Annotated in this window: 15 protein-coding genes; 7 read left to right on the top strand and 8 right to left on the bottom strand. The window is 66.5% G+C overall.

The window, feature by feature from the left end; all coding sequences use genetic code 11:
* Nucleotides 1–220: 220 nt before the first annotated feature.
* Nucleotides 221–1,153 (bottom strand): allantoinase PuuE, encoded by a 933-nt coding sequence (gene puuE, locus ABV408_RS00560; protein WP_353980616.1) that lies wholly within the window; start codon nucleotides 1,151–1,153, stop codon nucleotides 221–223.
* A 444-nt stretch (nucleotides 1,154–1,597) separates the two neighbouring features.
* Between puuE and ABV408_RS00555 the strand changes: the two genes are divergently transcribed.
* From ABV408_RS00555 to ABV408_RS00545, 3 genes are all read left to right on the top strand, one after another.
* Nucleotides 1,598–2,341, top strand: a complete 744-nt coding sequence (locus ABV408_RS00555) for an aspartate/glutamate racemase family protein (RefSeq protein WP_353980614.1) — start codon at nucleotides 1,598–1,600, stop codon at nucleotides 2,339–2,341.
* Nucleotides 2,342–2,596: 255 nt separating this feature from the next.
* Nucleotides 2,597–3,961, top strand: a complete 1,365-nt coding sequence (locus ABV408_RS00550; protein WP_353980612.1) for an NCS1 family transporter — start codon at nucleotides 2,597–2,599, stop codon at nucleotides 3,959–3,961.
* A 107-nt stretch (nucleotides 3,962–4,068) separates the two neighbouring features.
* Nucleotides 4,069–5,520, top strand: coding sequence for an NCS1 family nucleobase:cation symporter-1 (locus ABV408_RS00545; protein ID WP_353980611.1), 1,452 nt, complete (start codon nucleotides 4,069–4,071; stop codon nucleotides 5,518–5,520).
* 108 nt (nucleotides 5,521–5,628) lie between these two features.
* On the opposite strand, the gene ABV408_RS00540 is transcribed toward ABV408_RS00545, so the two are convergent.
* Nucleotides 5,629–6,387, bottom strand: coding sequence for a GntR family transcriptional regulator (locus ABV408_RS00540; RefSeq protein ID WP_353980610.1), 759 nt, complete (start codon nucleotides 6,385–6,387; stop codon nucleotides 5,629–5,631).
* A 71-nt stretch (nucleotides 6,388–6,458) separates the two neighbouring features.
* Nucleotides 6,459–6,818, bottom strand: coding sequence for a hydroxyisourate hydrolase (gene uraH / locus ABV408_RS00535; protein WP_353980609.1), 360 nt, complete (start codon nucleotides 6,816–6,818; stop codon nucleotides 6,459–6,461).
* 193 nt (nucleotides 6,819–7,011) lie between these two features.
* Here uraH and uraD point away from each other — a divergent pair, with 193 nt between their 5' ends.
* The 3 genes from uraD (at nucleotide 7,012) to pyrB (ending at nucleotide 9,806) form a co-directional block, all read left to right on the top strand.
* The gene (gene uraD, locus ABV408_RS00530; RefSeq protein ID WP_353980608.1) at nucleotides 7,012–7,539 is read left to right on the top strand and encodes a 2-oxo-4-hydroxy-4-carboxy-5-ureidoimidazoline decarboxylase; all 528 of its coding nucleotides are present in this window, start codon (nucleotides 7,012–7,014) and stop codon (nucleotides 7,537–7,539) included.
* Between the two features lie 173 nt (nucleotides 7,540–7,712).
* Nucleotides 7,713–8,648, top strand: coding sequence for an IclR family transcriptional regulator (locus tag ABV408_RS00525; protein ID WP_353980607.1), 936 nt, complete (start codon nucleotides 7,713–7,715; stop codon nucleotides 8,646–8,648).
* Between the two features lie 126 nt (nucleotides 8,649–8,774).
* Entirely contained in the window at nucleotides 8,775–9,806 is a 1,032-nt protein-coding gene (gene pyrB, locus ABV408_RS00520; RefSeq protein WP_353980606.1) for an aspartate carbamoyltransferase, read from the top strand.
* A 310-nt stretch (nucleotides 9,807–10,116) separates the two neighbouring features.
* Here pyrB and ABV408_RS00515 read toward each other — a convergent pair whose 3' ends face one another.
* The 5 genes from ABV408_RS00515 to ABV408_RS00495 form a co-directional block, all read right to left on the bottom strand.
* On the bottom strand, nucleotides 10,117–10,551 hold the full coding sequence (locus tag ABV408_RS00515; protein ID WP_353980604.1) for a DUF3617 domain-containing protein: 435 nt from the start codon (nucleotides 10,549–10,551) through the stop codon (nucleotides 10,117–10,119).
* Nucleotides 10,552–10,781: 230 nt separating this feature from the next.
* Nucleotides 10,782–11,234, bottom strand: a complete 453-nt coding sequence (gene ruvX, locus ABV408_RS00510; RefSeq protein WP_353980603.1) for a Holliday junction resolvase RuvX — start codon at nucleotides 11,232–11,234, stop codon at nucleotides 10,782–10,784.
* Nucleotides 11,234–11,791 carry a YqgE/AlgH family protein gene (locus ABV408_RS00505; protein ID WP_353980602.1) on the bottom strand — a complete coding sequence of 186 codons (558 nt, stop codon included), beginning with the start codon at nucleotides 11,789–11,791 and terminating at the stop codon, nucleotides 11,234–11,236. Before ABV408_RS00505 ends, ruvX begins: the two co-directional genes overlap by 1 nt.
* A gap of 190 nt (nucleotides 11,792–11,981) precedes the next feature.
* On the bottom strand, nucleotides 11,982–12,938 hold the full coding sequence (gene gshB / locus ABV408_RS00500; RefSeq protein ID WP_353980601.1) for a glutathione synthase: 957 nt from the start codon (nucleotides 12,936–12,938) through the stop codon (nucleotides 11,982–11,984).
* 121 nt (nucleotides 12,939–13,059) lie between these two features.
* Nucleotides 13,060–13,965: a LysR family transcriptional regulator gene (locus ABV408_RS00495; RefSeq protein ID WP_353980600.1), complete on the bottom strand. Its 906-nt coding sequence runs from the start codon at nucleotides 13,963–13,965 to the stop codon at nucleotides 13,060–13,062.
* 110 nt (nucleotides 13,966–14,075) lie between these two features.
* Between ABV408_RS00495 and ABV408_RS00490 the strand changes: the two genes are divergently transcribed.
* A complete protein-coding gene (locus ABV408_RS00490) occupies nucleotides 14,076–14,831 on the top strand; it encodes a 5-oxoprolinase subunit PxpA (protein ID WP_353980599.1) in 756 nt (251 codons plus the stop codon).
* The last annotated feature ends 29 nt before the right edge of the window (nucleotides 14,832–14,860 follow it).

Genomic DNA, 14,860 nt, shown 5'->3' with positions numbered 1-14,860 from the left:
TTCACATCACGTCTTAGCAAGCTCGGCGCCAGACCGGTTATCTGCGCTGTCGATTCAGGGAGTTAGCCAATGCACAAAGCCCGACATCATTGTCTCGATGACCCGGACAGGAGGAGGGGTTGATCGAATCAGGGGCACGGGAGAGACCCCACGCACCATGAAGACGCGTGGGGGATGCCGGGTTCGATTCAGGTGATCCGAACCCGGCGAGACCGATCCGCTAGGCGGGCGGGTGCTGGCTGACCCAGTGGCGGGCAATATCCACACGCCGGGTGATCCACACCCGGTCGTGGGCCTCGAGGTGATCGAGGAAGCGCTGCAGCGCACGGAAGCGTCCGGGGCGCCCGATCAGCCGGCAGTGCAGGCCGATCGAGAGCATCTTGGGCGTCTCTGCCCCCTCTTCATAGAGCACGTCGAAGGCGTCGCGCAGATACTGGAAGAACGGCTCGCCGTGATCGAAACCGGTCGGCGAGGCGAAGCGCATGTCGTTGCTATCCAGGGTGTAGGGCACGATCAGGTGGCGCTGGCTGCGCCCCTGACTGTCGTCGACATCGCTCCAGAACGGCAGATCGTCGCCGTAGTAGTCGCTGTCGTAGAGGAAGCCGCCCTCGTCGACCAGCAGACGTCGCGTGTTGGGGCTGTCGCGGCCGGTGTACCAGCCCAGCGGGCGTTCGCCGTAGAGCGACTCGAAGATCGCCAGCGCGCGCTGCAGGTGCGCCCGCTCCACCGCCTCCGGCACGTTCTGGTAGTGGATCCAGCGATAGCCGTGGCAGGCCACCTCATGGCCCAGCTCGCGGAACGCCTGGGCGGCTTCAGGGTGGCGCTCCAGCGCCATCGCCACGCCGAACACCGTCAACGGCAGGCCGCGCCGTTCGAACTCCCGCAACACCCGCCACACCCCGGCGCGGGAGCCATATTCGTAGATCGACTCCATGCTCAGATGACGATCGGGGTAGGCCTCGGCCCCGGCGATCTCGGAGAGGAACTGCTCGGCGTGCGCATCGCCGTGCAGCACGCAGTTCTCCGCGCCCTCTTCGTAGTTGAGCACGAACTGCACCGCGACACGCGCCTGGCCGGGCCAGTTGGCCTGGGGCGGGTTACGGCCGTAGCCGATCAGATCGCGGGGATAGCCGTCATGCGCGGGAGACTTCATTGCAGAATTCCTTGTTCTAGTACCGGGTGCAGTGCCGGTATCCGCTGCCGGTGTCCACTGTCGGCGCGCGATCGGCGGCACGAAAATGCATGCATACAAGAGCAACATGAATTGTATCCATTCACGCTGCAAGCCTGCCCATGATGCGCCGACACGAGCCGACTGTCTCGCGCTCAGGCATCGCGCCAGATGCTGTATACGAAAGTGCCCGGCGAGAAATCATTAGATGGCAGATGCCAACCTACTGACATGGCTTGAAAAGCTCGATGGTGGCCGCGCAGACGACGTCTGCAGGGCGGCGTGGGCGAGGTCATCCTGCTTGCGTTGCGCCGCCATCTCGCTTAGATTTTTTGTATACAAAGACTATAGCTCACTACCCATGCCGCCAGACCTCGATGCCCTGCTGCTGCGCCGCGTCGAGCCTCGTTCAGGAGTCACTCCCCGATGCGGATTCGCGTCATCAATCCCAACACCACCGCCAGCATGACCACGACCATCGGCGAGGCGGCCTCACGCATCGCGGCGCCGGGCACCGAGATCGTGGCGACGACCCCCAAGAGCGGCCCGGTCTCCATCGAGAGCCACTTCGATGAAGCCATCAGCGCCGTCGGCGTGCTCGAAGAGGTCATGGCGGGGGAGCGCGAGGGCGTGGATGCCTACATCATCGCCTGCTTCGGCGACCCGGGGCTGCTGGCCGCCCGCGAGCTGACCCGCGCCCCGGTCATCGGCATCGCCGAGGCGGCCTTCCACATGGCCACGCTGATCAGCACCCGCTTCTCCATCGTCACCACCCTGGGCCGCACCGGCATCATCGCCGAGCACCTGCTCGACCAGTATGGCTTTCGCCACCACTGCCGCCGCGTGCGCGCGGCCGAGATCCCGGTGCTGGACCTGGAGAGTGACGGCGAGGGGGCGTTGACCCGCATCATCGAGGAGTGCCGGCGCGCCCGTGACGAGGACGGCATCGGCGCCATCGTACTGGGCTGTGGGGGCATGGCCGACCTGACCGCTGAGATCAGCGACGCCGTCGGCCTGCCGGTAGTCGAGGGTGTGACCGCCGCGGTCAAGCTCAGCGAGGCCCTGGTGGGGCTGGGGCTTGGCACCAGCAAGGTCGGCGATCTGGCCTTTCCCCGGCCCAAGGCCTTCACCGGGCGCTTCGAGCATCTGTCTCACATGACGCGCACCTGACGCTTCCACGACACTCACGAGACTCTCGCAAATCACTTTCGCAACTAACTTTCGCAACTAACTTTCGCAAGACCGCGAGCGAGTGACACGAGCCACGAGGGCCGAAGCCTGTTGGACAGGCCGCCCCGGTCAAACAGCCATCACCCAGGATAGCGCCACATGAAACCCTAAAGCCCGAGCAGCACGCCGCAAGAGTTCGCCCGGTTCACGGCCGGGACAACAACAACAGTGATCCCTTCTTGCGAGGACGACAGCATGCGTCATGACCCCAATGCGGCCCAGACCCTAACGACCGGGCCAACCGACACGGCCACCAAGGCCGCCGGCCAGGAGTCACTGGCCCCACAGAAGACCCGCATCATGGGTCGCACCTCCTATCTGCTGGCCTGGTTCGGCGGCTGCGTATCGATCGGCACCTTCACCATGGGCTCCAGCGTGGTCGGCACGCTGAACCTGGTCCAGGCGACGCTGGCGATCGCCATCGGCTGCTTCGTGATCGGTATCGCCCTGGCCCTGAACGGCGCCGCCGGCTACAAGTACGGCATCCCTTTCATGGTCCAGGCGCGCAGCGCCTTCGGCTTCAGCGGCACCCGCCTGCCGGGGCTGGTGCGCGCCGTACCCGCCATCGTCTGGTACGGTTTCCAGAGCTGGATCGGCGCCGGCGCCCTCAACATGGTCTCGGCGACCCTGTTCGGCTTCGACAACCTGATCTTCTACTTCATTGCCTTCCAGTTCCTGCAGATCGCCCTGTCGGTGACGGGCTTCCAGGGCATCAAATGGCTGGAGAACATCGGCAGCGCCTTCATCCTGGCCTCGCTGGTCTACATGTTCTTCAGCACCACGCAGCGCTACGGCGACGAGCTCTCGGCCAGCCTGCTGACCATGAAGGGCTCCTGGGGCATGCCCTTCTGGGGCGCGACCATGCTGTTCCTGGGCATCTACAGCACCATGATGCTCAACGTCAGCGACTATTCCCGTGAGCACAAGGAGGGCAGTGGCCCGGGGTTGTTGACCACCCTCTACGCCATGTCGATCCTGCCCTGCACCCTGTTCATGGGCCTGATCGGCTATATGGTCTCCGAAGCCACCGGCGTCGCCGATCCGATCAAGGTGTTCGCCAACGCGGTCGACAACACGCCACTATTGATGACCACGCTGCTGTTCATCGCTTTCGCCCAGGTCACCACCAACGTGCTCAACAACGTAGTGCCGCCGACCTATGTGCTGATGGATACCTTCAAGCTCAAGTACCGCACGGCCGCAGTGGTCGTCGGCCTGCTGGCCTTTGCCACCTTCCCCTGGGAGCTGGTCAAGGATGAGTCCGCCGCCGGCCTGCAGGTCTTCGTGCAGACCTACTCCGCCTTCCTCGGTCCCATCTTCGCCATCCTGGTGGTCGACTACTACCTGATCCGCCGCCGCACCCTGGATCTCGACAAGCTGTACGACGCCAGCGGGCCCTACCGCGGCGTGAACCTCGGAGCCGTGATCGCCACCCTGGTGGGCGTGGTCGCGGCCTTCAGTTTCTCCACCGTCTCCTGGTACGCCAGCCTGCTTCCGGCCGGGCTGACCTACTTCCTGTTGATGAAGTACTGGTCTCCGTGCCAGCGCTTTTGCCGCTGAGGCCACGGCATCGAGAACAACGACATGGCGGGCAAGGATGCTCTCCGAGAGCGGGCGCTGCGCAGCACAGGGCCTGGCATCAATCACAATGACAAATGGCCTTCATCATGACCGATCAAGAATTGAACATCCGGCATATCGACCGGACGCTCTTCAACGAAGACCTTGCCCCTCTGCCGAAGCACAAGCGCAGCTGGGGCTGGTTCGAGATATTCAATGTCTGGGCGAACGACATCCAGAGTCTGTTCGGCTACACCCTGGCCGCCTCGCTGTTCATCTCCTATGGCCTCAACGGCTGGGCGGTGATGGCGGCGATCATCCTTGCCGGCTTCGTGGTGATGTGGCTGGTCAACCTGAGCGGCAGGCCCAGCGTCAAATACGGTATCCCCTTTCCGGTAATGATCCGCGCCAGCATGGGCGTCCGCGGCGCCAACCTGCCGGCGATGCTGCGCGCGATCATCGGCATCTTCTGGTACGGGGTGCAGACGTACTTCGCCTCGACCGCGCTGACGCTGCTGTTGACGGCGCTGTTCGGCGACCCCGGTGGACAGTGGCTGGGCATGTCGGCCATCGGCTGGCTGTCGTTCGTGGTCGTCTGGCTGTTCCAGATCACCCTGTTCTGGCAGGGCGTCGACAAGATCAAGCACTTCCTCAACTGGGCGGGGCCGCTGGTCTATGCCGTCATGGTCCTGCTGATGCTCGTCGTCTGGTTCCAGGCCGGCAGCGACCTGCTGCCCGCCATCAGCACCGTCTTCAGCACCAGCAGCGACTATCAGGGCAGCGCCTTAGGCGCCTTCCTGACGATCACCGGCACCATGATCGCCTACTTCGCGGCGGTGGTGATCAACTTCGGCGACTTCTCGCGCTTCGTCAGAAGCGAACGCGACATGAAGCTCGGCAACCTGCTGGGCCTGCCGCTCAACGTGGCCATCTTCTCCTTCATCGCCCTGATCATCACCGCCGGTACCCTGGTGCTGTTCGGCGTACCGCTGACCAACCCCTCCGAGATCATCGAGCGGGTCGACTCGCTGCCACTGACGCTGCTCGCCGCGGTCACCTTCTTCGCCGCGACCATCGGCATCAATCTGGTGGCCAACTTCATTCCACCGGCCTATGACCTGGCCAACCTCTTCCCGCGCCGGATCAGCTTTCGCGTCGGCGGACTGATCACCGCGGTGATCGCTTTCTTCGTCGGTGCGCTGTGGGTCGCCGTGATCAGCCAGATCGGCATCCCCGGTTTCGTCAATGCGCTCGGCGCCGTGATCGCGCCCTTCTACGGCATCATCGTGGTCGACTACTACCTGGTGCGGCGCCAGCGGCTGGATATTCAGGACATGTTCTCGAGCGATCCCGGTGGCGCCTACCATTACGTCAAGGGCTGGAACCGACGTGCCCTGATCGCCTTCGGCCTGGCCGCGCTGTTCTCCATCTCCTCAGTGTGGGTACCGGCGCTGCAAGTGCTGGGCGGCTACGCCTGGCTGATCGGCGCCGCCTTGGGCGGCGTGCTCTACTACCTGCTGATGATGAAACAGCCCGAACGCAAGGCGATAGCCACCTGATCGGCGAGTGCGGCCCTGCCACGTTCCCCCACCACCTTTCCCCTGCCACAAAAAACCCCCGCCATCGGCGGGGGTTTTGGTGTTGACGAGGCCTCGGCGGGCCACCTTTCAGGACGAAAATATCGTGTAGAGATCCGGCGTCTCATCCGCTTCGTCATGAATGGAGAGCGAGGCCTCGATCGCCTTGAGATGGCGCTGCATGAAGGCCACCGCGCGCTCGCCACGACCGCTCTCGAGCAGCGTCACCAGCTCGTCGTGGTCATGGGATTCACAGCCCAGATGACCACGACCGCCGTAGACTGCCAGGATCAGCGACGAACGCGAGCAGAGCCGCTCGACGAACTCCGCCAGCGGGACGTTGCCGGCCAGCTCGGCGAGACGCTGATGGAAGCGCGCCGAGAGCTGGATCGCCTGGCTCTGCTCACCGGCGCGCAGCGCACGACGCTCGCTCGTCGCCAGCTCGCGCAACGTCTCGACGTCTGTCGGCGTCAGCCGCCGGGCGGCCCATGGCATCAGCTGACACTCCACCAGCTGGCGTGCGGCGAAGACATCGCGCGCCTCCTCGATGCTCGGCCGGGCGACGCTGGCGCCGCGGCGCGGGGTCAGCGTGACCAGATGCTCCAACGCCAGACGCTGCAGGATCTTGCGGATGCCGGTGCGGCTGACGCCGAAGACCTCGGCCAGGGCGTCCTCGCGCAGGCGCGCCCCAGGCTTGAGCCGATGTTCGACGATCGCCTCGCGGATACGCCGATAGATCTCCTGGTGCCGCTCGGCACCGTCGCCGGCCTTGCCCGCCCCGCGACGACGCGCAGGCTTGGCCGCAGGCGGCTGGCTCGCCGCCGTGGTGCCATCGGCGCGTTTCCCCATGCTGTCAGACTCCTTGAGTGCATCCCTGCAATTGTATTGGCCGGGCGGTGGGCTGCCCACGCCGCGGCAGATCAGCTGCCGCGGTAGGTCGAGTAGCCGAACGGCGACAGCAGCAGCGGCACGTGGTAATGCTCGCCGGGGGCATCGATCGTGAAGCGGATCGGGATGAGATCGAGAAAGCCCCCCGGAGCGCCGCTGGCGGCGAGATAGTCGCCGGCGTGAAAAATCAGCTCGTAGCAGCCGGCGCGGAACTCGGCGCCGGCCAGCAGCGGTTCGTCGCCACGCCCATCGGCATTGGTATGGAGCGTCACCAGCCGGGTGCGGCGTTCGCCGTCGAGGCGATAGAGCTCGATGCGCAGATCCGCGGCCGGGCAACCGCGGGCGGTATCCAGCACGTGGGTAGTCAGGTAACCAGAGTCGGTATCGCTCATGCACGCCTCGCGATCGAAAGCGGATAAAGGGGCACCAGCGCGCGTCGACAGCCCGCCGCCGGGAAAGGCTGGATCGACACGAGCGCTTGGCGGTAGCTTAGAGCCAGCCACATGGATCAGCCCCATGGATCAGCCTCATGGGTGGTGACTCTATTCAAAGCGCTTCATATACCAGATTCAAGGGACGGCCCCGATGTCGGATCATCTGCACCCACGCCCCAGCCAGCTCACGCGCGAGGCATTCGTCGCCAGCTACGGTGATATCTACGAACACTCGGCGTGGATCGCCGCCGCCGCCTGGGACAGCGGCCTCGATAGCCGCCACGATACCCCAGCCGGGCTCGCCGCGCGGCTGCGCGAACCGGTCGACGCCGCCTCCCCCGAAGCCCAGCTCGCGCTGATCCGCGCCCACCCGGACCTGGCCGCCAAGGCCGCCGTGGCTGCGACCCTGACCGCAGATTCGCGCCGCGAACAGGCCGGTGCCGGGCTCGACCAGTGCACCCCGGAGGAGTTCGCCCGCTTCGAGCAGCTCAATGCCGCCTACCGCGAGCGCTTCGGCTTCCCCTTCGTGATCGCCGTACGCGGCCTCGACCGCCACGCCATTCTCGACGCCTTCGAACAGCGCCTGGAACAGACGCCGGAGGCCGAACGCCACACCGCCATCGCCCAGATCCACCGGATCGCCCTGCTGCGCCTGGAGGCGCGCGCTACCTGCGCCTGACGCCCGCCAGTGCTGCGACCAGCCGCTCGCAAAGACAGCCGCTGAAGCAGACAGAAAGGACAGCCTACTGTCGCTCGGGTTATCCTGAACAATGCTCGGCGCCGCCCGCATGGCGCGCGTCGGACTCAGCCAAGGGTCTCAATCACGAATCTCAACCACGAGAGCGGCAGCGGGTGACGGAACGAAAGCGGCAGCGGGCCAGCGACACCAACCAGCAACGGGCAGCGGACACGACTCAGCAGCCGCCCGAGACAGCAGCGCAGCGGGCCGGCGAGAAGCGCCGAGCGGTCGGACGCCCTGCCGGTGGTGGCAAGAGTGGTGGCAAGAGCAGCGGTGGCCATAGCCAGTCGCTGGTGCGCGGTCTGACCATCCTCGAAGTGCTGGCCGCCGCGCCCAACGGGCTGGCGCTCTCGGAGGCCGCCGACGCCGTCGGCCTGGCCCCCTCCACCGCCCACCGGCTGCTGCAGGCGCTGCACCAGCAGGGCTTCATCACCCAGGATGGCACCAACGGGCTGTGGCGGATCGACGTCAAGACCTTCCGTATCGGCAACAGCTTCCTCGAGGCGCGCGATTTCGTCGCCACCGCGCGCCCCTTCCTGCGTCGGCTCACCGCGCTCAGCGGCGAGACCGCCAACCTGGGCATTCGTGACGACGGCATGGTGGTCTATCTGGCCCAGAGCGAGTCGCAGCAGATGATGCGCATGATCACCCGCCTGGGCTCGCGCGCGCCGCTGCACGCCTCCGGCGTGGGCAAGGCATTGCTGGCGTGGATGCCCGAGCCGGAGTTCGAGCGCATCATGGGCGGGCGCGTCCTCGAGGGCGAGACCCCCAATACCCTCACCGATCTGCCCACGCTACGCGCCCAGCTGGAGACGATCCGGCGTCAGGGCTATGCGGTCGACCGCGAGGAGCACGCCATCGGTCTCAACTGCGTCGCCGCCACCCTGCACGACGAGAGCGGCCTGCCGCTGGCGGCGATTTCGGTCTCCGGCCCGGTGGCGCGGATCGACGACTCGCGCCTGCCCGAGCTGGCCGCGCTGGTCGCCGATACCGCCCGCGAGATCACCGCCAGACTCGGCGGCAAGACCCCCAGCGAACCGCCGGCCTGAGGCGCGAGGCGCGGATCGCGACGAGCGACGGCTGATCGCGGGACGGATGATCCCGGCGAGCCTCGGCGCTACACTATCGCCCGGCCAGACCGGCCCCGATACCGCCACCCGCCAGTGAGGTCCGCCATGTCCCCGCACCTGCTCTCCGTCGACTCTCTCAACCGCGACGCCGTGGATCATCTGATACGCCTCGCCGAGCGCATGGAACCGATCGCCCAGCGGCGCCAGGTGACGCGGGTACTGGAGGGGGCGGTGCTCGGCAATCTGTTCTTCGAGGCCAGCACGCGCACGCGAATCAGCTTCAACGCCGCCTTCTGCCGCCTCGGCGGAAGCGTCTGCGACACCACCGGCTTCACCTTCTCGTCGATGGCCAAGGGCGAGTCGCTCTACGACACCAGCCGGGTGATGGGCGGCTACGTCGATGCCATCGTCATGCGTCACCCGGAGCAGGGCTCGGTGGCGGAGTTCGCCGAGGCGACCCGGGTGCCGGTGATCAACGGCGGCGACGGCCCCGGCGAGCACCCCAGCCAGGCGCTGCTCGACGTCTATACCATCAGCAAGGAGTTCGCGCGGCTGGGCAAGCCGCTGGCGGGGGCGCATCTGCTGCTGACCGGGGACCTCAAGTACGGGCGCACGGTGCACTCGCTGATCAAGCTGCTGTCGCTCTACGATCCCCTGCGCATCACCCTGGTGTCGCCGCCGGGGCTGGAGATGCCGCAGCACCTGATCGACCTGGTGGCCTCCCGCGGCCACCGTATCGAGACCCGGCCGAGCCTGGCCGAGGACTTCGCCGATGTCGACGTGATCTACGCCACGCGCATCCAGCGCGAGCGCTTCACCGCGGAGATGACCGAGAGCTTCACCGAGCTGACCGCCGATTTCGTCGTCAATCGCGGCTTCCTCGACCGCCGCTGCTCTCCCACCACCGTGGTCATGCACCCCCTGCCGCGGGACAGCCGCCCCGGCGCCAACGACCTCGATGTCGACCTCAACGGTGACCCGCGCCTGGCGATCTTCCGTCAGACCGACAACGGCATCCCCATGCGCATGGCGATCTTCGCCCATCTGCTCAAGGTGGAAGAGGAAATCACCCGCGACCTGCGCGAGGTGCGCTGGTTCGTGCCGGAGACCTTCGGCGTCGACGACCGCACGCTGTGAACGGAAACACCGCCGACGCCGAGTATGCCTGCAGCAGGTCCTCGTCAGGTCGTCACCACGCGAACCTAATGATCGCAGGCGGAGATCGAGATCACCTCGCCGCGCTTGTCCACCGGCAAGCGCCGCAGCAGTTCGGGGCATTCTCCGGTGTACGCCCCTCAGCCGGTTCGGCGGCAACGGCGGTGTGCTCGACGCGGGTCATCAGAGCCTTGTGAAAAGCGGTGCGCCGAGCAGGGCGGGCGTGCGGGCATGGAACTTGGCAAGGCGTGAGCCGGCGCCATCGCGTCATGGCAATGGGCCGGCGCGGGCGTCACTCCTGGCAGGTCTCGCCGACCCATTCACCCTCGGAGGCCATGACCAACTCGGTATCACTGCCAACATAGCTGGAAGTCATGTTGGAGTTCATGTGGCGCGAGTCCTCGATGGTCGTCGAGCCCTTGGCCTCCATAGCACCGCCCTGCCCCTGGCAACTGAAATGGTAGCTGATGGTGTCGCCGTCCCGGGATGTCTGCACGACCTCACACCCTTCACTGGTGAAGTTCTGGCGCACGGCCGCTTCCAGGTCCCGGGCCTCTTCGGCGGTGAAACACTCGGTATCGGTTCTCTCGCGCGGCATGCCCGGCGGTAGCTTGTCGCCCTGGAGGGTGGTGGTCGTCTTCCACTGGCCAGGCTCGATGTCGCCGGCCCAGACCGGGGCGGTCGTCATGCAAAACATGGAGGCAATCAGAAGGTGGCGCGTTTTCATGTCGTGTCTCCCTTGATGCGGAATATGGATCCCAGCCGCAGTCTAAGGAAACACGGTATGAATGTCTGCGCGGCGACAGGACTCGTCGCCATCGCGTGGCTGCTGTTCAGCCCCGATCACAGATGGCTACCGCCAGGGTGGAGCTGGCGGTGTGGCTGACCCGTGGCTTTCGCCGACCGAAGACGGAGCTGAAGCTCGACCCTTGAGCAGCCGTGTGACCGCAAACGGGTTCAGCCTTCGCGGGTGAACCAGTTCTCCAGAATCAGCTGCGCGGCGATACCGTCGACGCCGCGGTCACGGTAGTTGCCACGGTGGCCGCCCTGCGCGGCGATCTGCTTGGCCGCCTGGGTGGTGCCGCGCTCGTCGAACATCTCGATCGGCTTGCCGAAGCGCCCGTGCAGGCGATTGCCGAACTTGCGCGCGCGCACGCTCATCTCCGACTCGCTGCCGTCGTCGTGGATCGGCAGCCCCACCACCAGCAGGTCCGGCTGCCACTCCGCCAGCAACCGTTCGATCTGCGCCCAGTCGGGAATGCCGTCCCGCGCCGGCAGCGGATCGAGCCCGCTGGCCGAGCCCAGCATCTCGTTGCCCACCGCCACACCGATCCGCCGGGTGCCGTAGTCGAAAGCCATCACCAGACGCTGGCCCAACTTATCGCCAGCGCCGCCGCCGAGGCTTGCCATCAGGCGTGCCCGGCGTCGCGGGTCATCAGGTTGAGGTCGACCCCGAGCCGCCCGGCGGCGGCCGCCAGGCGCTGCTCCGGGGGCTGGCGGAACAGGATGTCGCCGTCACCCTCGACCGTCAGCCAGGTGTTCTGCTTGAGCTCGTCCTCGAGCTGCCCAGCCTTCCAGCCGGCGCAGCCCAGGGTGACCAGAAAGTGCTCCGGGCCGCGCCGCTGGGCGATCGCCTGGAGCATGTCCATCGAGGTCGTCAGGGCGATGTCCTCGGCCACCTGGATGCTGGAGTCCCACTCAGCGGCGCTACCGCGGTGCAGGATGAACCCGCGGTCGCGATAGGTCGGGCCACCGTCGTAGACCAGGATCTCGTTGTGCGGCCCCGGCTCGGACTCGATGTCGAGCTGCTCGAACAGCCCCTGCAGGGTGAGCTCGGAGGGCCGGTTGACGATCACCCCGAGGGTGCCATCGTCGTCGTGGTCGCACAGATAGGTCAGGGTGCCGGCGAAATTGGGATCTTCCAGGTGCGGCATCGCCATCAGGAAGTAGTGTTTCAGGCTTTGCATGAGACTCCGTCGAAATCGCAGCGCGCCGCCGGCCTGCCGGCACGCCTGAGGTCAGCTTGCAGTGTAACACCCGCGTATCCCGGCGTTGTCGTCGGGGCGACGGAAGTCGCAGCGCCACCGGGCGTCGCGCGCCATTCACTGGCGCGCAGCGTGACAGGACACGCCGAGATGGGGTCGTGTCGCGGCGGAATCAAGCCAGACGCGTCTCGATCGCGGCCATCAGCAGCCCGGGAATGTCGGTACCGCGCTGGTCGTCGATCTCGCGCACGCAGGTCGGGCTGGTGACGTTGATCTCGGTGATGTAATCGCCGATCACGTCGAGCCCGACGAACAGCAGGCCGCGCTCGCGGATCGCCGGCTTGACCTGCTCCACCAGCCAGTAGTCGCGCTCGGTCAGCTCACGGGAGACACCGCGCCCGCCGGCGGCCAGGTTGCCGCGGGTCTCGCCGGCGCTGGGAATGCGCGCCAGGCCGTAGGGCACCGGCTCGCCATCGACCAGCAGAATGCGGGTGTCGCCCTCCTTGATCTCCGGCAGATAGCGCTGGGCCATGATCTGGCGCTGGCCGCGCTCGGTGAGCTGCTCGATCACCGCGCCGAGGTTGCGCCCCTCGGGGCCGATATGAAAGATCCCGGTGCCGCCCATGCCATCGAGCGGCTTGAAGATGGTATCGCCATGCTCGGCCTGGAAGGCGCGCAGTACCGCCGCATTGGCGGAGACCACGCTGGGCGGGATGCACTGGGTGAACTGCTGGGCGAACAGCTTCTCGTTGCACTCGAACAGCGCCCGGGTCGGGTTGACCACCAGGGTACCCTCGCGCTCGGCGAACGCCAGCAGGTGAACGGCGTTAAGGAAGTGCCCGTCCACCGGCGGGTCCTTGCGCATCAGGATCACGTCGAGCTCACCCAGCGGCATCGCCTCGCGCTCGCCGAGATCGAACCAGTGGTCCGGGTCGCGGTGCACGTCGAGCGTGCGCACGCTGCCCATGGCGCGCCCCTCGTAGAGGTAGAGATCCTCCTGCTCGAGATAGTAAAGCGACCAGCCCTTGGCCTTGGCCGCCCACAGCAGTGCCAGGGTGGTGTCCTTCTTGTAGGCGATATCGGCGATGGGATCCATCACCACGCCCAGCTTGACGGTGTTCTGACTCATTGGTGAGGTCTTCCGTGTCGGTGTGTCCCGCCGGCCGAGCGGGCGGGAGAAGCGTGGCGCTCAGTATGCCCGAGCGCCACGCGCAGCACCAAGACGCGGCTCGGGAGACGAGCCGGTGCGCTTACTCGTGCACCGTGGCCTGGGCCAGGTCGTGAAAAGCCCGCGCCGTCGCCGAGAGAGGCGCCTCGCGCCCCCAGGCCAGCCCGATCTCCATGGTGGGAATGGGATCGTCGAGATCGATGTGCACGATCCGCCGGCCCTCCAGCGACCAGGGCCGGTAGACCATGTCCGACAGGATACTGATGCCGGTGCCGTTGGCGACCATGCTGCGGACCGCCTCCACCGAGGAGGTGCGAAAACGCACGTCGGGCGAGAGCCCCGTGGGGGCCCAGTAGCGCAGCGCAGTCTGATCGGCTTCATCCACCGTCAGCATGATGTAGGGCTCGTCGACCAGATCGCGCAGGCCGACGCGCTCACGCGCGAGTAGCGGATGGTGGCTGCTGACCCACAGCCGGCGGCGCGAATGCAAAAGCGGCAGCCGCTCGACCCGGGAGCTGTGATCGACGTTGGACGTCAGCACGATACCCAGATCGTAGGCCCCGCTCTGCAGCCCCTGCAGAATGGCGGGCCGCGGCACTTCGTGCAGACACAGTTCCACGCCAGGGTAGCGGCGCTGAAAGCGCGCCAGCAGCGGCGGCAAAAAGTAGCCGGCAACGGTATAGCTCATCGCCAGGTCGAGCCTGCCGCTCACGCTCGTGGGGTTCTCCTGCCTGCCCTCGAACGCCTCGTCGACGGCCTGAAATACATGCCGCACCTGGTTGAGAAAGCGGCTGCCCTGGTGCGTCAGCTGCATGCCTTGTGAGGTGCGCTGGAACAGCGCCACGCCGAGCTGCTCCTCGATTTCACGCACCCCGGTGGTGATCGAGGACTGCGAGACGTTGAGGTCGATCGCAGCCTGGGTGACCGTGCCGCTTTCGGCCACCGCCTGGAAGTAGCGTAGCTTGCGCAGGGAGGGATCACGGGACATGGCAGCACTCGGCTATCGGATTTTTTGAAAGTACAAAACAAGAATTAATAATTCCACCCGCTTCGGCACCGGGTTGTAAATGGGGCATGACGCTAACCGGAGGCCCTACCTTGACCACGATCGACCTCAACGCAGACATGGGCGAAGGCTTCGGCGCCTGGCGGATCGACAACGACATCGATCGCCATCTGCTGGCGCTGATCAGTAGCGCCAACATCGCCACCGGCTTCCACGCCGGCGACCCCTCGACGATGGCGCGGACCCTGCGCGAGGCGACACGCCAGGGCGTGGCGGTGGGCGCCCATCCCGGCTTCCGCGATCTGGTCGGCTTCGGCCGCCGGCATATCGATGCCAGCGCCGAGGAGCTGGTGAACGACGTGCTCTACCAGTTGGGCGCGCTACGCGAACTGGCCAGTCGTGACGGTATCGGGTTGCATCATCTCAAACTGCACGGGGCGCTCTACATGCATGCCGCGCGCGATGAGCCCTTTGCCGCCGCGCTGACCCGGGCCCTGGCGGCCAGCGCCCCCGGCCTGCCGATCTACTGTCTGGCCGGCTCGGCGCTGGATCGCGCCGCTGCGGACGCGGCCCTGCCGCGGGTCCACGAGTTCTACGCCGACCGCGACTACGACGATCAGGGCAGCATCATCCTGGTGCGCGGCAGCGATGCACTCGACCCTGAACGCGTGGCGCACAAGGTGCTCACCGCCTGTCGCGACGGGGTGGTGGAGAGCGTGACCGGGCGCCGCGTGGCGGTCAGTTTCCAATCGATCTGCTTTCACAGCGATACCCCCGGTGCCCTGGACCTGGCCACCGCCGCCCGCGAGGCGCTGACCCAGGCCGGATTCACGATCCGCACGACCTGACGCCCTCGGGGAGCGTGCCGCTCCCGCGA

The sequence above is a fragment of the Salinicola endophyticus genome (genome assembly GCF_040536835.1).
In the GTDB taxonomy this organism is placed as follows: domain Bacteria; phylum Pseudomonadota; class Gammaproteobacteria; order Pseudomonadales; family Halomonadaceae; genus Salinicola; species Salinicola endophyticus_A.
Note: the sequence above shows the minus strand (reverse complement) of the source record. Positions and strands in the feature narration are given on the sequence as shown.